Source organism: Lachnospiraceae bacterium JLR.KK002, assembly GCA_036941025.1.
Taxonomy (GTDB): domain Bacteria; phylum Bacillota; class Clostridia; order Lachnospirales; family Lachnospiraceae; genus Petralouisia.
The window spans coordinates 2,302,053-2,319,517 of sequence record JAYMNP010000001.1 but is presented as its reverse complement, the minus strand read 5'-3'; the positions used below and the strand labels follow the sequence as shown (position 1 = coordinate 2,319,517).

Genomic DNA, 17,465 nt, shown 5'->3' with positions numbered 1-17,465 from the left:
AATGGCAAATTTCCACAATTTATAGCTGTGAATTGCTGAGTTTCACAGCCATATATTGTGTGTAAATTTCATTTTCCGACAGCTCCGTTTGTAATATAAACAGGTTCGTCTGATTTGTGGCGCATATCTGAAATTTCTGAAGTATTTTTCAAATCTTTCATTGGTATAATCTGTGGCATTTTCTATACCTCATCTCTGGAAACAGATATACAACAATTATTTTTTATTTATATATGACGGTTTATTTGCTATAATTATGTGAGAAAACAGAGGGAGATAAAATAAAATGTCAATGGAAATAAATTTGTTCCAGGCTGGAAAAGGGGATTGCATTCTGGTCAGATGTGGAATGGGAATCAAAAAGGTAAATATACTGATTGATTCAGGAATGAAAAAGGATTATTTTCTGAAAGCATTGGGTCGGATTGTAGAAAATGATGAAAAAATAGATGTTCTTATTCTGACTCATGATGATAACGACCATATAAAGGGTGCGTCAGATTTGCTGAGAAAATTGTATCGAGAAGAAAATAATAAAAAATCTGCTGGAATATCTTCATTTTTTGATGTGGGAGTGCCGGAGAAGACATATAAAAATCTGTTTGAAGGATTAACAGATGACAGGGTTCTGTTTAATTTTGGGGGAAATGGGACAGAAACACTTTTAGGCGTTCGGGATGCAAAAGAGTTGTTTGAGAATTTTAGAGAAATGGATATTCAGAATCTGAAATTTGTTTTTTCAGATACAGATGAGATACCAGGGGTTCCATACTCTAATCTGCTACAGTTAAGATGGGAGAATGCAGGACAGGATATACAGAGTAAGGTAATCAGACATCCAAATCAAAAAGAACTGGAATCAGAAGGGGAGCGTCTGGAGGTTGTAATTCTCAGTCCTGAAAAGCAGGCATTGGTGAAGTATATTCAACATGCATGGGAAAAACTACAGGAAAAAGATGTTTTAGCAAAAGGAGGAGAGAAGAAACCTCAGAGTGAATGGGACAGATCAGTTCAGTATTGGCTGCTGAATCTTGAAAATTATGCAAATAAAAGTAAGACGAGCTATGTAAATCAGGCAAGTATCGCATTTCTGTTGATTTATGAGGGAAGATGCGGTTTGTTTGCAGGAGATGCCTCTCCGGAGGAAATGATAAAAGCCGGAAGGAAATATCTGGAACGAAAGCAGATTCATCAGGATTATATGGAAGTGGATTTTATAAAACTGCCTCATCATGGAAGTAGTCATAATGTGAACCGGGCGTTTTTTGAGTTTTTCAGGACAAAAACATTTTTTGTGACGACAGAAGGAGATGTGCAATATAAGCATCCGGGAAAAGTGATGCTGGCCCTGATAGCAGACAGTTTGAAGAAAGGGGAAACTGCATACATTTACAGCAGTTACTCCTGGTGGAAAAATAATGTGGTATTCAGAAAAAGTGAAAAATATAAAGGGAACTGGAACGAGGAAGGAGATTTGTGCACATTGAAGGATGCGGATGGAAATATAAAATACCTGCATTTTCAAAAGCTGGAAACAGAACCTGTAGCAATTGGGAAAGATATTTTTGTAAGAAGATAGTGGGAACAGAAGAGTAATATAAGTCTGTGATTTCAGGAAACGGAAATTGTCATGTGCGGAAGCGTATGGGAGACATGACAGGGGGATAAGATGGATGATGTAATTTACAGAAAGTTGGCAGAGAAGGGAAAATTAAAACAGCATACCGTGCGTATTGAAACAGAATATGGGTGTGGAACGGGGTTTTTATACACAATGAAAGGCAGTACGTATGTTTATATTATTACAGTATGTCACGTTGTTCTCAAAGCATTTGTGAAGAAAAGCAGGAAACCTGTCCAGATTGATTATTTGAGCAATTCAAAAGAATATGAACTTTCTCAGTTTGAATTATGCACCCTTTATGAGGATGAAAAGGAGCTGGAAAAATTATGTGGCAGGTTGGAGGATGAGGATGAGAGAGCGAGTCATGATGATATTGCCGTATTGAGAATCAAAAAGAAAGAAATTTCATGTGGTGATATGGGAGCTTTACCTGTATATCGTCTGTCAGAGGAAAAGATAAAAAGAGGTATAAATTTTACCGGATATGGTTTTCCAAATGAAAAAAAGAATTATGAGGAGATATTTGGTGATTGTCTCAGGTGGGAAGCAGAAAACAGGCTGATAACCTGTAAAGCACGGAATATAGAGACGATTGGATTTACAGAAAGACTGAGAGGATTTTCAGGAACGGGACTGGTTGCAGAATATGAAGGCAGCTCAGTTTTTGCGGGTATTTTAGTGGCCTGTGATATTAACGAAATGTATCAGCAGTTTCTTGCCATAGGAAGTACGGAGATATCAGAAAGGCTCAAAAGTATCGGGTGGGAAACTATGGAGGAATATGACGAGGAAGAGCCGCCTGCAGGATTTTGTGATGAAGAATTGCTGGAATGCCATAATACATATCTGAAAAGTATGGATACAGATACAAAACGTCTGATATGTAAAATCATACGTCAGATTGCCAGAGAATCTTCCCCGGAACAGATGCTTGCAAAAGAAGAATTTTATGATATCCCTGTTTGCGACGGAAACAGAAAGAATTGTAATTATTATTGGAGCGGACGTATCTGGCCCATGTTCATCGGAAAAGTTCTGCACGATGATATATGTAATGTCTGCTATCAGCCTGATATGGGAGAAAAGCTGAAGGTAGTGTATGTATGCTCTGAGGGAAATGGAGAAGCTGAGTTGGCTTCTGTTGTGGGTGCTGCGGCTAACGGGCGGGTTTTGGGTGAGCAGATTCCCGGAAATTCCATATTGATTTGGCAGAGCAGAGAAATTCCCAGAGTAAAGCGCTCATTTCCAAGAAGGAAATTTAAGAAGATTATAAATGATATTGCTGATGGCGAAATGGAAAAGTACAAAGAATTTTCCAGCAATGCCGCCTATGATTTGCTGGAAGGAGAAATGAAAGAAAGGGATTACGGAATTATTCATATACAGGAGCTGCTGGATAAACTGGATGATTGTCAGACGGAAGAAGAAATGAAAGATAAACTGGAGGAAATATTAGATGATATATGGGGATAACTGGAAAAAAGAGCCGATACGGGAGGAACTGAAAGAGATTTTGGGTGACCGGATAGAAGGATATTACAAATGGAAGCTGAAAACCAATGGCGCTGAGTGTGCACATGTTTTTTTCAGTACAATGGAAAGCCAGAAAGATCTGAAAGCGGACTGGAAAAAAGTTGTGGACAGCATTGCAGTTTATGTACAAAGTGAAATACCAGGTATACTGGAGCGGAGTAATTTTTATGTCTGGTTTTTTGTAACAGAAAAGGTAGAAACAGACCTTGTAAAAGAAATAGAAGACAATACATATTCTTCGCGAAAATTTGTTGTATCTGCAGCCAACGTCATGACTGTGGAAGAAAAGCTGGATATGGTGAGAAAAAAGCTGTTTTCATTTAATTTTGTGATTCCGGAATCGGATTGTCCTGTGGTTACAGGTGTGGAACTGATGAATTTCAGGATATACAGGGGAAAAAGAGAATTCAGCTTTATCCGGGATGGAAGACCGGCACGTCTTGTTGTTCTTTTTGCACCGAATGGAATGGGAAAGACTAGCTTTTTTGACGGAATTGAATGGGGGCTGACAGGCTCCGTGGGACGTTTTACCGGAATCGCCGATAAGAATATATTGGGAAGCACTGTTTTGAAAAATACAGAAGCGAAGCCTGAAGAATCGGCATATGTGAAAATCTACCAGGATGAGAATAACTGGATAGAACGCAAAGTTTCAGAGATTAGTGGACGAACGCAGAAGGATTATGGTACAGGGCGTCCCAAATCATCTGAAAGTAATCCTTTAAAAGAATATCTGTCCGCTAATCAGAGCAGTATTTGGAACAGCCTGATACTGCCCCATCATAAAATAGACGGGTTTATTGCAGGAATGAAACCGAAAGAGCTTTATAAGGAATGGGGAGATTTGTGGGATACAGATGGTGAGAAACGCAGACAGTTCGAGGAATCCTATAACCGAAAACGTAAAGAGTTTGAGAAGTATGATCAGCTGACTAAAATGTGTGGTGAATTAAAAGAACAGTATGAAAAATTAGAAACAAGCAGAAGTTTTGTAGAAAGTCTGGAGCGGGATGTGGAAGACTTCCTTAAAATATCCGGAAATACAGTAATTGGAAAATTGGCTTTTTCAACAATCAGTGCATCGGAATATGTGCAGTGGAGTAGTCTGGTGGACAGTCAGTACGACTTATATGAAAAAAACAGAGAAAAAATAGAAAGAAACTGTAATTATCTGGACAGAGAAGCGGAGAATGATATTAAAACTTATGGTGCATTGTGTGCGAAAGAGAAAGAGATAACCCAGGAACAAAGAAAAGTGAAAAGCTATCTTTCAAAGTGTCATAATAAGAAAATATTGCTGGGGCAAAAAGAAGAACTGGAAAAGAAGCGGGAGGAGCTTGGAAATGAAATAGAAGAAGTTCAATTTCTGTATGAGAAGGGAGAGACGTGGTATCAGGATGTTATGAAGTATTTTGGTGCGGATGTCCGACTTGAAGAATTGAAAATAATATCCTCCAATTTGGATGAACGTTTTTCAGCTTTGCAGGCTGAGGGGGACAGATTCATGATAGAGCTGGAGAAGAAGAAACGTCAACGCAGAGAAGAAAATGAGTACAGGCGTGTCTGCGAGCATGCAAAGGAACTGGAAGAACTGAAGAAGAAACAGGAAGTATTTGTTGTGCAGAAAGCAGATTGTGAAAGACAGATTTCAGGCATCCAAAGTGTAATTTCTGAAAAAGAAAAAAAGCTGGAAAAGCTGGAAAAAAACAGAATTAAGGATTTTAAGTGTGCAAAGACAAGGTATGAGAAAAGTACGATAGAGCCAGAAGAGGATACAGGATTGCAGTTATTCAGTGATTTTATTTTTCAAAAAATGAAAGAATATCAGAAACTGGAGGAAAATCTAAAGCAGGTGGTTCAGAAAATTCTGGCAGAAGAACAGACGGAAGACTGTATTAGAAAGATTTTGTCAGATGCCCGACAGGTAATAGAAGATGGGGAGCTTTCGTATTGTCCAATCTGCAATACAAAGTTTTCAGATTACAGGGAATTATTGGAACATACATATAAAGTTAATTCGGAAGAAAGTGAAAAAAGAAAAGAGAAAAAGCAGGAGATAGAAATTAAAATGACAGATTTACAGTCATTAGTGGAAGATAATATTGAAAATTATAACAGTATTTTAACCAGACTTACCGGAACAATAAAAGAGGAAATTGAAAGATTCAGTAAAGAATGTCCAGAAAAAGAAGAAAAAAAGGAAGAAATCGAAAAAAATATCGTCGTGTTGAAAAAGCGCATGGCAGAGATACAGCGACAGGACCAGGAAAATGGAATTTATGTTGTCTATCAGGAGGAAGGAATTGAAAACTGGAGGGACATGTGGAATACAAAGCTGGATCAGGAGATTACAGGATTGAAGTCAGATATTCAGAAAAATTCGGAGCAGAAAACAGCCTGTCAGGAACAAATTGCAAATTGTCGGAACAACCTGGATGAGATTAAAGAATTGGTTTCCCGTATGGAAGCACAGTCTCTGGAACTTTATTTCATGATGAAAAAGAAAGAGCAGTTTATCATGTCTCAACCATATGTAACCCTTGAAGAATGGATTGTGAATCAGAAGACAGTATATGAAGAGCTGAACAGAAAATTTGCTGTATGCAGCGAACAACTGGATGAGCTGCAGGATATATCCCTTTTTCAGGAGACGGATTTTGAAAAGCAATATCTGCAAATACAGCGGCAGATAGAGAGCACAGGGAAAGAATTGCTATCTGTAAGAAATCGGCTGTCTGATATGCTGAAAATGGAGATTTCCAATGAAGCGGAAATACCTGTTGCCAATCTTGAAGATGTGGTAAAAGAGAAAAGAAAAATACTTTTGAAAGAAAAGGAGCATATTGAAGCATGTACGGAATGTTTGCGGAAATTAAAATACAACAGGGAAGCCGAGAATTATTTTCTGCAGTGGAAAGAAGTATCTGAGAGTTTGAAAAAGGCGGAAAAAGAAGCAGCCACAGGAAAGAAATGGGTAGAGGAAACAGAAGAAAAATATCAGCAGCAGAAACAGAAAATAGAGCAGGAAATGGAGGAATTTTTGCAAAGATACCAGATGGGAGAAATTTATGAAAAGCTGGAACCTCATGAGAAGCTAAAGCATCTGGTTGCAAGATTTTCCTTTGATGAGAAAGAACAGCCAGGACTTTCCTTTGCTGTAATTGGGGAGGAGGGGAAACCATATCCACCTGCGTGGTTTTTGAGTACAGCGCAGCTTAATGTTGCGGCATTTGCCATTTTTCTTGGAAAGGCGTTGCAAAAAGGAAACGCACCTCTGAAGAGCATTTTTATTGATGATCCAATTGGTCATTTTGATGAGATGAATATTGTTGGGTTTGTAGATTTGCTGCGAAATATTCTGGAAAATACAGACCGGCAGCTTATTATTTCCACCCATGAGGAACGGGTATTCAGACTTATCAGAAGAAAGATGCCGGAAGAAAGTTATCCCGTGTGTTACATTGATTTTCGGGAAATGCAGGCGTAACGATTTTTCATAGAAAGTTATTTAAAAGGAATTTTTCAGAAGAAAGGACATCTCAGATGACAGATACCATACAACAGTTTTCCTCCCTGGAGCAGGCATTGCATATGCTGTCCGGTAACAGCATGAAAATCACAGCCAGAGAGCGGGTAACGGGAGGCGACATCAACGAGGCAACGAAACTGACCCTCAGTGACGGAACGCACATTTTTATGAAATCCAACCCTGGAAAAAACGTATCGTTTTTCCTGCGGGAAGCGGAGGGCCTTGCGGCCATTGCAAAGACGGGCGTCATTTCCACACCGCAGGTACTCGGCTGCGGAGAAGAAGCAGGTGAAGGAGCTTTTTTACTGCTGGAATTTGTGGAAAGGGGACGTCCTAGGAGAGATTCTCAGGAAATCCTGGCACGTCAGCTGGCTCGAATGCACCAGGCCGGGACGGAGGATTTTGTTACCGGAGGAACTTATGGGTTTGTTCAGGATAATTATATCGGTGCAAATCCGCAGGTGAATACACCGTGCAAAAGCTGGGTGGAGTTTTTTCGGGATTGCCGGCTGAAACCTCAGTTTCGTCAGGCTTCCGGCTATTTTCAGGAAGAAGAGCGGAAAAAGATAACAAAGCTGCTGGAGCGGGCAGAAGACATTCTGGTGGAGCCGGAGTACCCGTCTCTTGTCCATGGAGATTTGTGGGCCGGAAATGTAATGACAGGGAGCGACGGTCTGGCGTGGCTGACAGATCCGGCGGCTTATGTGGGACACCGGGAAGCAGACCTGGCCATGACGGAGCTTTTTGGAGGATTTTCCCGGAGATTTTATGAGGAGTACCGGGAAGCTGCGCCTCTGCAGCCAGGATATGAAAAGCGGAAGGATTTTTATAACCTTTATCATTTGCTGAATCATCTGAATCTGTTTGGCCGGGGCTATCTGTCTTCGGTAAGACGTATTGTGGAGGAATATTATGGATTTTGAACAACTTGCAAAAATAGAAAACGAAAGTGAACGTGTAAACAGAACGTATGATATATTCAACGAGGACAGCAGACTCAATCATTCAAAGGCCGCAAGGGTTGAATTTCTGACTACCGTTCATTACCTGGAAAAATATCTGAAAGCGGGCGACAGGATACTTGACATCGGTGCAGGTGCAGGCGAATACAGTCTTTACTTTGCACATAAGGGTTATGAAGTGTCGGCTCTTGAGCTTGCCGACGCCAACATTGCGGCTTTCAGAAAGAAGCTCACCAGCGAAGACAACATAGATCTTGTTCAGGGCAACGCCCTTGATCTCTCCCGCTATGCAGATAAGTCCTTTGACGTCGTGCTTCTGTTCGGCCCCCTTTATCATTTGAAACATGATGGGGACAAACAGAAGTGCATCAGCGAAGCCAGGCGAGTTTGCAAAGACGACGGTAAAATATTCTTTGCCTTTATTTCCAATGACTTTGTTTTCCTTACCGAGCTTGCATACGATGTAAATTATTTTTCAGGCGGCGATTATGACAGAGAAACATTCAAACTCAATGACTTTCCGTTTGTATTCCACACGGTGGATGCTGCAGAAAAACTACTTGCTGACGGCGGCATAAACGTATTGCACAGGGTTGCATCCGATGGTGCAAGCGAGCTTCTGGCGGAAAGAATCAACGAAATGAGCGATGAGGACTACGCACAGTATCTCCGTTATCATTTCTATATCTGTGAAAAGCCGGAGCTGCTCGGTATGACAAACCATCTGCTGTTTGTCGGAGAAAAAAGCAGATTACAGTAGTGTTTCCACATGTCGACTTCTGATTCAGAAAAGCCGAAATATTCCCCAAATCGGATTTTTGTGGCCATATCGTATTCCAGGAACATGTTCAGTTCAGAGCCTTCCGAATACTTTGCAATGGGAAGGATGCCTGTCATATAAGCAAAGGCAACGTAGCTTTTTCCTTTTAACAGAGCTTTCAAAAACAGGAGCCAGGTTTTCAGGTCTTCCTCATCTGAAAAAGGCATGTGGAAGACAGCGTCCCATTCATCAATGACAAAAATAAACTTCTGTTCTTTTTCTCGAACAGCAGAGACAGTAAATCCCAGACAGCCCGGCGGCAGTCTGGCTGCAGTTCCGGATAAGACGTGACCAGGTCCTGTAACATGTTCTGCTCGATTCTTTTAATATAATCTTTATAATTATTGCAGTCTTTTGGCACTTCACTGCAGTCAGGAGAAATCACATCATATTTGCCATAACCGTTTTCCCGAAGCTTTGTTATGGTTTTGTATTTATCAAAAGGTGTAATACTGTTTAAAAACACATGGGCTGGTTCCCCTTTTTTTATCTTTTCTTAATTATTGTATCATCCAAAATGAAAAATAACCGGTCCATAAATCCACAGTAGAAAAATCATCTTTCCTGTGGTAAACTGGTAAGCAGGAGAAAATGAAAACACATGCGCAGAAAAGGAGAATCGGAATGTTGGAGACAGGAATCAAAGGACATCAGGAACTGACCGTAACTGCAGAGGATACCGCAAAAGTGCATAAAAGCGGCACGCTTAACGTGCTTGCCACACCGCGTATGGCGGCTCTTATGGAAGAAACTGCCTGGAAAAGCGTGGCAGAACATCTGGAGGCGGGCATGGGCACCGTGGGAATCAAACTGAATCTGGAACACCAGGCTCCCACGCCGGTGGGTATGAAAGTATGGTGCGACAGTGTTCTGACGGAAGTGGATGGCAGGAAGCTGACATTCTCCATCACCGCTTTTGATGAATCAGGAAAAATCGGAGAGGGATTTCATGAGCGCTTCATAATAGAAGAAACAAAATTCCAGAGCAAGGCAGATAAGAAAAAGCAGGGACAGTGAGCGTATATATGAGGAAAAAAGGTCAGATGTCAGAATCAGCGGCTGTGGTGGCAATCCTGTGCATTTCCGGGGGATTTCAGGACGCTTATACCTACAACTGCAGGGATGAGGTATTTGCCAATGCCCAGACAGGGAATATGGTGCTGATGGGACAGAATTTCGCCATGGGGAACTGGCGCTTGGGCGTGCGTTATCTGCTGCCGGTGGCTGCCTTTGCAGTGGGAATTTACGGAGCTGAGAAAATACGCAGGCGGTTTAGCAGGTCGGAGGCCATTCACTGGAGACAGATTGTGGTATTGCTGGAGGCTGTGCTGCTGTTTGCGGCAGGATTTTTCCCTCAGCAAATCAACCTGTTTGCCAATATGCTGGTTTCTTTTGTGTGTGCCATGCAGGTGCAGAGCTTCCGGAAATTAAATGGAAACGCCTACGCCACTACCATGTGCATCGGGAATCTGCGGGCGGCAACGGAACTGTGGTGCAGCTACCGTTCCACCGGGAACCGGGAGCTGAGACAGAAAAGCCTGCTGTATTACGGATTTATCGGAATCTTTATCGCGGGAGCCGCTCTGGGAGGCATACTGACGAAACTTCTGGCAGAGAAGGCCATCTGGATTTCCAGTGTGCTTCTTCTGGCAGTTTTTGCGATGATGTTTCAGAAAGAAAAAGTGCCATAATCCCCGGCGCAGACAGGACAGAGGAACAGGAGTGTATCAATGGTAGAAAAAGATTATATTATGCGTATCATTCATGAAATGGTGCGCGCCATACTGAAACTGATTTTCCATGTGGACGAAGAAAAGCAGGAGCTGGTGTTTCTGGAGGGAAAAGACCAGGATTTTTATCAGAAGCTGTGTCTTATGGCAGACCAGGGAAATATAAACGGGGCGGAAAATATGCTGTATGAATATCTGGAAAGCGAATCCTGGACGGAAGAAGAGGGAAAACCGGAACATCTGAAGCTATCTCTGGCATTTTATGATTATCTCAACGAGAAGACCAGTGATTTTCTGGAAGACCATGATTTTTCCAGAGAGGAAGTGGCAGAAGGAATCAAAAGTGTGATGAAACGCTATGGATATGGCGGGCTGGCAGAGACATTACTGGAAAATCAGTGAAGGAGGAACCATGAAACTGCCGAGAATTATGATTGCCGCTCCCTCCAGCGGAAGCGGAAAAACACTGATTACCTGCGGGCTGCTGCAGGCCTTTGCAAACCGGGGCCTTAAGGTTACTTCCTTTAAATGCGGCCCGGATTACATAGACCCAATGTTCCACCGGACAGTGCTGGGGATTCCGGCCCGGAACCTGGATACCTTTTTTACCGGAGCAGACATGACCCGGTATCTGCTTGGAAAAGCTGCGACACAGCGGGATATGGCCCTGCTGGAAGGGGTAATGGGATTTTACGACGGAGCGGGAGGCGTGACAACCACTGCGTCTTCTTATGAACTGGCAAAAGTTACGGATACGCCGGTGATTCTTGTGGTGAATGCCAGAGGCATGAGCCTTTCGGTGGTCTCCCTGATACAGGGATTTCTGGGATTTCGGCGAGACAGCAATATAGCCGGAGTTATTTTAAATCAGGTATCATCATCTTCTTATTCCCTGCTCAGACAGGAAATTGAAAAGACCCTGCCGGTATCCGTATTCGGCTATGTGCCGAAATGTCCGGAACTGACACTGGAAAGCCGCCATCTGGGCCTTGTCATGCCAGAGGAGGTGGAAGGATTTCAGGAAAAACTGCAGCATTTTGCCGGGATGCTGGAGGAAACCCTGGATTTGGAAAAAATCCTTACGTGTGCACGGACTGCCGGAGAGCTGGATGTAACAAAGCCGGAGAGCCTGTGCGGGGAGAACGGTTCGGAGCTGGAAAATCCGGAGAAAGCAGAGCCAGGTGCGGAATCTTCAGGAATACAGAACACCTGTTCTTATTCTGAGATAAGGCTCCGCATCGGCATCGCAAGGGACGAAGCGTTTTGCTTCTGCTATGAGGAAAATCTGGAATTGCTGAGGGAACTGGGAGCAGAACCGGTATTTTTCTCCCCCCTTCACGACAGAACTTTGCCGGAGCATCTGCAGGGTATGATTTTTTACGGAGGCTATCCGGAACTGCATATGGCAAAGTTAAGCGGCAATCAGGAAATGCGCCTTGAGATTTCCGCTCAGTTAAAAGGCGGTATGCCCTTTCTGGCAGAGTGCGGAGGCTTTATGTATCTGCAGGAATCCATGGAGGATTCAGAAGGAAACCTGTGGCCTATGGCGGGGGTTTTTCAGGGAAAAGCATATCCCACAGGAAAATTGGGGCGTTTTGGGTATCTTACTCTGACTGCCAGAGAAGAACATCTGCTTTTGCAGCCGGGGGAATCCATAAAAGGCCATGAATTCCATTATTTTGACTGCACGGAAAACGGAAATGCCTGCCACGGGAAAAAGCCTTTCGGCAGCCGGGAATGGGACTGCATTCAGGGAGGCCCAGGGTATGCGGCGGGATTTCCTCATCTCTATTATTATTCCAGTCCCCGGTTTATCCGGAGATTTTTACAGAAATGCAGAGAGTATGCCGGAAGAATGGACGAAGTATCACAGAAGGTAATCAGATAATTGTGAAACTCAATAATTGTGCTGATTTCATGTACAATTCAGATGATTTGAATATAAATATTTTTTCATGCAAAAGGTGAGAAATGCATTTCAGCACCATGGAAGCAAGACTCAAAGAGGCATGAAGGCCTCTGCTGAACATGATTCTTTGTATTCAGAGGCTTGCTGAAATGTCTGGTGCGTCTGGCATTTCGGTCTTTTGTATGATGAAAATATTTAAGAAGAAGTGTAGTAATTGTACATGAAATTTTGATAATCTTATTGTTTCGCAATTGTCTGAACAGAATGTAATGTACGAAAGGAAAGAAGAACTATGAAATTAGAAGAATGTCTGGAACAAATCCGTCCTTTAGATGGGGAAGCATGTCTTGCCTGTGAAAAGCGGTGGGACAGTATTGCGAAACCTTTAAAAAGTCTGGGAAAGCTGGAAAGCAACCTGATACAGATTGCAGGAATGCAGCGAACCGGGCAGATTCATCTTGGAAAAAAGGCTCTGGTGGTGATGTGCGCGGATAACGGCGTAGTGGCAGAAGGTGTGACTCAGACCGGGCAGGAAGTTACCGCTATTGTGGCGGAGAATTTTCTGGATGTAAAATCCTGCGCTGCCATTATGTGTAAAGATACCGGAACAGACATTTTTCCCATTGACATAGGAATGGTAGTGGATACGCCCAGAGTGGAAAAACGAAAGATTGCCTATGGTACCAGAAATATGGCGGTGGAACCGGCAATGACCAGGGAAGAAGCACTTCAGGGCGTGGAAGTGGGGATTAATCTGGCAAAAGAGCTGAAAGACAAGGGGTACGATATCATGGCCACCGGAGAAATGGGAATCGGAAATACCACCACCAGCAGCGCAGTGGCCAGCGTTCTGCTGGAAAGACCGGTGGAGGAGATGACCGGACGGGGCGCAGGCCTTACCACAGCAGGCCTGCATAAAAAGATTCAGGTGATTCAGAACGCCATTGCATTGCATAAGCCCAGTCCCCAGGATCCACTGGATGTACTGGCCAAAGTGGGCGGACTGGATCTGGCAGGGCTTACGGGAATTTATCTGGGCGGAGCTGCCTTTGGAATGCCAGTGATTGTGGACGGGTTTATTTCCGCAGTGGCGGCATTGCTGGCAACACGTTTCAGTGCTCTGGCGGGGGACTATATGATTGCATCTCATGTTTCCAAAGAGCCGGCCGGAGCAGCCATACTGGAAGCCATTGGGAAATCCCCCAGTCTGATATGCGATATGTGCCTGGGAGAGGGGACCGGAGCAGTGGCATTGTTCCCACTGCTTGATATGGGACTGGATATTTATGAGAAAATGAGTACCTTTTCCCAGATTCAGGTGGAAGAATATGTACCGCTGGACTAAAGAATGCTGATGTATGATGCTCCTGATGCGGCAGAGGAATTGAAACAGCTGGGAGAACATCTGACAGAGGAGAAAGTGGAAGCGATAAAGGAGGTGTTGAAATATTTTGAAGCATTTTGAAGTATTTTGAAGCATTTTGGAGTAATTATTCAGGATGAAGAAAAGGAGGAGGGGCTGAAATGAACCGTAGTAATTATTTTAACTACATAGAAGAAAAACTAAATATATTATCGTATCGCATAAAAAGTAGAGGTAAAATAAATCTACTGGATTTAAATATTTATTCTGAGACATTTTTTGCTGAGCTTATGAACCACTTGTTGGGATATGAGTTAAGAAATATTAATGCTATCAGCCAAAATACAGAGGGAATAGATTTGATTGATAATAAAAACAAAGTTCTTGTTCAGGTTTCAGCTACTTCTTCCAAACAAAAGATTGAAAACTCTTTAGCTAAAAAGAGTTTTAAAGATTATTCTGGATTTAATTTTAAATTTATTGCAATTTCAGGAGAGGCTGATAAATTACGGGCGCATTCGTTTACGAATCCATACAAAGTCATCTTTTCGCCGTTGAACGATATATATGATATTAAATCATTGTTGAATATTGTTTTGAATATGCAGATTAGTGCGCAACGAAGATTGTATGATTTTTTAAAAGATGAGCTGGGAAGTTTTGTTGATATAGTTAAGGTTGATTCTAATCTGGCATCTGTTATCAATATATTATCTCAGGAAGATTTGTCAGGTATAGTTGATTCACCAGAAATAAATTCATTTGAAATATTGAGAAAAATAGAGTTTAATGATTTATTGGCTGTTCAGCCTACCATAGACGATTATAAAATTTATTATAGTAGATTAGACGAAAAGTATAAAGAATTTGACAGACAAGGTGCAAATAAAAGTCTTTCTGTTCTGGCAGTTATTCGAAAACAGTATGTTAAATTATCCGGGGAAAATGTAGAACCATATGAGATGTTTTTTTCTATTATAGACAATCTGATTGAGCTGATAATGAATAGTAAAAATTATGTGGAAATTCCTTATGAAGAATTGGAAATGTGTGTCTCGGTTTTAGTTGTGGATGCATTTATTCGTTGTAAGATATTTAAGAATCCGGAGGGATATAATCATGTTGCTACCTGACAATATACATCCTGAATTGAGTATATATTATAATGGCTCATTTGTTCTTGAAGAGTTGAAGAAAATGGATAATCAGACAATTATGGATTTGTATCAGAATGTAAAAGTTAAAAAAGAAATGTCTTTTCCAACTTTTATGTTATGTCTTGATTGGCTATATTTAATTGAAGTGGCTAAAATGAATGAAAGGGGGTATATTCAATTATGTTTATAAAAAAACTTATCATTTCAAGTTCGTCTGAGATTATTCGGGAGATAGACTTTTGCTCCGGACTAAATTTAATTATTGATGATACCCCGGTTGGTGATACTAAATCAACGGGAAATAACGTTGGAAAAACAACGGTCTTAAAATTGGTTGATTTTTGCCTGGGGGCGAAAGGAAGTATAATTTATACAGATACAGAGAATAAGAAAGAGACTTATGATGTTGTGAAAAATTTTCTGGTTGATAAGAAAATAGAAATTAAACTTATTTTAACTGAAAACTTAAATGATTCAAAGGCAAAACAATTAGTAATTGAGAGGAATTTTTTGCAGCGAAAAAAGGCTGTTAGAAAGATTAATGGCAAAACTGTTCCGGATAAAGATTTTGAAGACGAACTGGAAAAAAATATAATGCCAGATAAAGATGTCGAAAAACCTACTTTCAGACAAATTATATCTCATAATATCCGCTATAAAGATAATAGCATAAATAATACCTTAAAAACATTGGATAAATTTACTTCGGATGTAGAATATGAAACATTATATTTATATTTGCTGGGATGTACTTTTAATGAAGGAGCAAAAAAGCAGGCACTGGTTACTAAAATCAATCAGGAAAATACATTTAGAGAACGTTTAGAGAAAAAGCAAACAAAAACAACTTATGAAATAGCATTAGATTTGGTTGATGATGAAATTGATATTCTTAATAAAAAAAAGGCATCCTTTAATTTAAATGAAACATTAGAAGAAGATTTGGAGCAACTTAATATTGTTAAATATAATATTAATAGAACAAGTGCATTAATCAGTAAACTCGAAATCCGTAAGAATTTGATAGAAGAATCTCAGAGAGATTTAGAACAGAGTATTTCGAATATTGATTTGCAACAATTAAGATTGTTATATGAAGAAGTGACGAAAAACATTTCCGGTGTCCAAAAAACATTTGAGGATTTAGTCGCTTTTCACAATAATATGGTAATAGAAAAGATAAAGTATATTTCTAAGGATTTGCCTGAATTAATACGGAAGCTGAAAGATTCACAGGAGGAATTATCTCTGTTATTAAAGAAAGAAAAAGAATTGACAGATGAAGTTGCCAAAGGAGATTCTTTTGAAGAATTAGAAAAAATTATTTTTGAATTGAATGAGAAATATAGAATTAAAGGTGAGTATGAAAGCATAATTTCTCAATTAAATGAAGTTGAAGAAAATATCAATACACTTAATGAGCAAATTGATGATATAGATAATTATCTTTTTTCAGGAGATTTTGAAATTCTGTTAAAGGAACAGGTTAAAAAGTTTAATAAAATATTTTCTAATATTTCACAGGAATTATATGGAGAAAAATATGCACTTACGTTTAAAAAAGAAACAAACAAAAAGGAACAGCAATTTTATAAATTTAATGCCTTTAATGCTAATATGAGTTCTGGTAAAAAACAGGGAGAAATTTTATGTTTTGATTTGGCATATTTATTGTTTGCTGATAAGGAACAACTTCCGTGTTTACATTTTTTACTCAATGATAAGAAAGAACTTATGCATGATAATCAATTAATTAAGGTTGCAGAATTTGTACAAAATAAAAATATTCAGTTAGTAATTTCTATATTAAAAGATAAATTACCAGTGGCTGTGCTGGATAAGGCACATATTGCAATAGAACTTTCGCAGCAGGAAAAATTATTCAGAATTGAAAATAGTCAGAGCTTTTGAACATTTTGTGGAAAACTGTTAAACCCATCGAATTTGCGGGGTTTAAAAAGCAGGCAGGTTATGATATTAAAAAATTTGGACGGGTAAGGCATATAAAATTCCCCGTACATATATTAATCAATGTACAGATAGAGATGATTTGAGAAATACGGGTGTGTATTTTTTATTTGGGCGCAATGATGAAACAGATGAAGAACAGGTTTATATAGGAGAGGCTGAAAATATTTTTAACAGGCTTAAACAACATCTTTCTGAAAAAGATTTCTGGACAGAGTGCATAGTGTTTATTAGCAAAGATAATAATTTGAACAAAGCACATATAAAATATTTGGAAAATCATCTTTATATTTTGGCGAAAGAATCTAAAAGATACGAGGTGGTAAACAGTAATGTGCCTGCAGAAGCATCAGTATCTGAAATGGATCGTGCAGAAATGGATGAATTCATTGATAATATGCGGTTGATTTTAGGGGTACTGGGACATAAAATTTTAGAACCGTCTATAAAGAGAAAAAGTGATGAGAAAGAAATTCTTTACATTTTACAGGACCGTTCTGGAACCAGGGCGAGTGGCAAACCAATTTCAGAAGGTTTTGCAGTGTTGAAAGGTTCTAAAGTTGCTGATAATGTGGCAACATCTTTATCAAAGTCTGTTATAAATAAACGACAGTTATTATTTGATAAAGGTATTATTGATGAAAATTTTACTTTTACTCAGGATTGGGCATTTACGAGCCCTTCACTTGCAGCAGCAATAGTTGTAGGATATAGTATTAATGGCAGGAATGCATGGAAGAATAAAAAGGGAATATCACTAAAAGAAATGGAAGAGGGATAAAAAATGATTCTTGTGGGAATCTGGTAATACCATTGAGGCGGAAACTGTGCTGCAAAGACAGTAACCGACTTTTAAAAGAAAACGACAGA

The 17,465-nt window shown here is 40.2% G+C and carries 16 protein-coding genes and 1 pseudogene; 14 read left to right on the top strand and 3 right to left on the bottom strand.

The annotated features are described in order from the left end of the window. Positions 1–89: 89 nt before the first annotated feature. Positions 90–179, bottom strand: a pseudogene (locus tag VSQ32_11160) (type II toxin-antitoxin system Phd/YefM family antitoxin). 107 nt (positions 180–286) lie between these two features. On the opposite strand from VSQ32_11160, the gene VSQ32_11155 reads away from it, so the two are divergent. The 5 genes from VSQ32_11155 to VSQ32_11135 all read left to right on the top strand — a co-directional run bounded on the left by VSQ32_11155 (position 287) and on the right by VSQ32_11135 (position 8,408). After that, the gene (locus VSQ32_11155; protein MEH2943407.1) at positions 287–1,579 is read left to right on the top strand and encodes an MBL fold metallo-hydrolase; all 1,293 of its coding nucleotides are present in this window, start codon (positions 287–289) and stop codon (positions 1,577–1,579) included. 90 nt (positions 1,580–1,669) lie between these two features. Further along, positions 1,670–3,097: a hypothetical protein gene (locus VSQ32_11150; protein ID MEH2943406.1), complete on the top strand. Its 1,428-nt coding sequence runs from the start codon at positions 1,670–1,672 to the stop codon at positions 3,095–3,097. Continuing rightward, on the top strand, positions 3,081–6,644 hold the full coding sequence (locus VSQ32_11145; protein ID MEH2943405.1) for a hypothetical protein: 3,564 nt from the start codon (positions 3,081–3,083) through the stop codon (positions 6,642–6,644). The genes VSQ32_11150 and VSQ32_11145 overlap by 17 nt, the downstream gene beginning before the upstream one ends. A 56-nt stretch (positions 6,645–6,700) precedes the next feature. After that, a complete protein-coding gene (locus tag VSQ32_11140; GenBank protein MEH2943404.1) occupies positions 6,701–7,609 on the top strand; it encodes a fructosamine kinase family protein in 909 nt (302 codons plus the stop codon). After that, positions 7,599–8,408: a class I SAM-dependent methyltransferase gene (locus VSQ32_11135; protein MEH2943403.1), complete on the top strand. Its 810-nt coding sequence runs from the start codon at positions 7,599–7,601 to the stop codon at positions 8,406–8,408. The genes VSQ32_11140 and VSQ32_11135 overlap by 11 nt, the downstream gene beginning before the upstream one ends. Here VSQ32_11135 and VSQ32_11130 read toward each other — a convergent pair. Continuing rightward, on the bottom strand, positions 8,330–8,662 hold the full coding sequence (locus tag VSQ32_11130) for an AAA family ATPase (GenBank protein MEH2943402.1): 333 nt from the start codon (positions 8,660–8,662) through the stop codon (positions 8,330–8,332). The genes VSQ32_11135 and VSQ32_11130 overlap by 79 nt on opposite strands. Beyond that, the gene (locus VSQ32_11125) at positions 8,608–8,934 is read right to left on the bottom strand and encodes a hypothetical protein (protein ID MEH2943401.1); all 327 of its coding nucleotides are present in this window, start codon (positions 8,932–8,934) and stop codon (positions 8,608–8,610) included. The genes VSQ32_11130 and VSQ32_11125 overlap by 55 nt, the downstream gene beginning before the upstream one ends. Positions 8,935–9,092: 158 nt before the next feature. Between VSQ32_11125 and VSQ32_11120 the strand changes: the two genes are divergently transcribed. The 9 genes from VSQ32_11120 to VSQ32_11080 all read left to right on the top strand — a co-directional run bounded on the left by VSQ32_11120 (position 9,093) and on the right by VSQ32_11080 (position 17,376). Further along, on the top strand, positions 9,093–9,485 hold the full coding sequence (locus tag VSQ32_11120) for a thioesterase family protein (GenBank protein MEH2943400.1): 393 nt from the start codon (positions 9,093–9,095) through the stop codon (positions 9,483–9,485). 26 nt (positions 9,486–9,511) lie between these two features. Further along, a complete protein-coding gene (locus tag VSQ32_11115) occupies positions 9,512–10,159 on the top strand; it encodes a YoaK family protein (protein MEH2943399.1) in 648 nt (215 codons plus the stop codon). Positions 10,160–10,198: 39 nt separating this feature from the next. Continuing rightward, the gene (locus VSQ32_11110; protein MEH2943398.1) at positions 10,199–10,600 is read left to right on the top strand and encodes a DUF6483 family protein; all 402 of its coding nucleotides are present in this window, start codon (positions 10,199–10,201) and stop codon (positions 10,598–10,600) included. Positions 10,601–10,610: 10 nt separating this feature from the next. Further along, the gene (locus VSQ32_11105) at positions 10,611–12,086 is read left to right on the top strand and encodes a cobyrinate a,c-diamide synthase (protein MEH2943397.1); all 1,476 of its coding nucleotides are present in this window, start codon (positions 10,611–10,613) and stop codon (positions 12,084–12,086) included. A 313-nt stretch (positions 12,087–12,399) separates the two neighbouring features. Further along, positions 12,400–13,452 carry a nicotinate-nucleotide--dimethylbenzimidazole phosphoribosyltransferase gene (gene cobT, locus VSQ32_11100; protein ID MEH2943396.1) on the top strand — a complete coding sequence of 351 codons (1,053 nt, stop codon included), beginning with the start codon at positions 12,400–12,402 and terminating at the stop codon, positions 13,450–13,452. 179 nt (positions 13,453–13,631) lie between these two features. Next, entirely contained in the window at positions 13,632–14,603 is a 972-nt protein-coding gene (locus tag VSQ32_11095) for an ABC-three component system protein (protein ID MEH2943395.1), read from the top strand. Beyond that, positions 14,542–14,817 (top strand): ABC-three component system middle component 6, encoded by a 276-nt coding sequence (locus VSQ32_11090; GenBank protein ID MEH2943394.1) that lies wholly within the window; start codon positions 14,542–14,544, stop codon positions 14,815–14,817. The genes VSQ32_11095 and VSQ32_11090 overlap by 62 nt, the downstream gene beginning before the upstream one ends. Then, positions 14,808–16,538, top strand: a complete 1,731-nt coding sequence (locus VSQ32_11085; protein ID MEH2943393.1) for a DUF2326 domain-containing protein — start codon at positions 14,808–14,810, stop codon at positions 16,536–16,538. Before VSQ32_11090 ends, VSQ32_11085 begins: the two co-directional genes overlap by 10 nt. 139 nt (positions 16,539–16,677) lie before the next feature. Next, the gene (locus tag VSQ32_11080) at positions 16,678–17,376 is read left to right on the top strand and encodes a GIY-YIG nuclease family protein (GenBank protein MEH2943392.1); all 699 of its coding nucleotides are present in this window, start codon (positions 16,678–16,680) and stop codon (positions 17,374–17,376) included. Positions 17,377–17,465 lie beyond the last annotated feature (89 nt).

Bases quoted from the DNA above. Each gene is read 5' to 3' on its own strand.
- VSQ32_11095 (MEH2943395.1), top strand. From the start codon at position 13,632: ATGAACCGTAGTAATTATTTTAACTACATAGAAGAAAAACTAAATATA.
- VSQ32_11090 (MEH2943394.1), top strand. From the start codon at position 14,542: ATGCATTTATTCGTTGTAAGATATTTAAGAATCCGGAGGGATATAATC.
- VSQ32_11155 (MEH2943407.1), top strand. From the start codon at position 287: ATGTCAATGGAAATAAATTTGTTCCAGGCTGGAAAAGGGGATTGCATT.
- cobT (MEH2943396.1), top strand. From the start codon at position 12,400: ATGAAATTAGAAGAATGTCTGGAACAAATCCGTCCTTTAGATGGGGAA.
- VSQ32_11105 (MEH2943397.1), top strand. From the start codon at position 10,611: ATGAAACTGCCGAGAATTATGATTGCCGCTCCCTCCAGCGGAAGCGGA.
- VSQ32_11150 (MEH2943406.1), top strand. From the start codon at position 1,670: ATGGATGATGTAATTTACAGAAAGTTGGCAGAGAAGGGAAAATTAAAA.
- VSQ32_11120 (MEH2943400.1), top strand. From the start codon at position 9,093: ATGTTGGAGACAGGAATCAAAGGACATCAGGAACTGACCGTAACTGCA.
- VSQ32_11085 (MEH2943393.1), top strand. From the start codon at position 14,808: ATGTTTATAAAAAAACTTATCATTTCAAGTTCGTCTGAGATTATTCGG.
- VSQ32_11135 (MEH2943403.1), top strand. From the start codon at position 7,599: ATGGATTTTGAACAACTTGCAAAAATAGAAAACGAAAGTGAACGTGTA.
- VSQ32_11110 (MEH2943398.1), top strand. From the start codon at position 10,199: ATGGTAGAAAAAGATTATATTATGCGTATCATTCATGAAATGGTGCGC.
- VSQ32_11145 (MEH2943405.1), top strand. From the start codon at position 3,081: ATGATATATGGGGATAACTGGAAAAAAGAGCCGATACGGGAGGAACTG.
- VSQ32_11140 (MEH2943404.1), top strand. From the start codon at position 6,701: ATGACAGATACCATACAACAGTTTTCCTCCCTGGAGCAGGCATTGCAT.
- VSQ32_11115 (MEH2943399.1), top strand. From the start codon at position 9,512: ATGTCAGAATCAGCGGCTGTGGTGGCAATCCTGTGCATTTCCGGGGGA.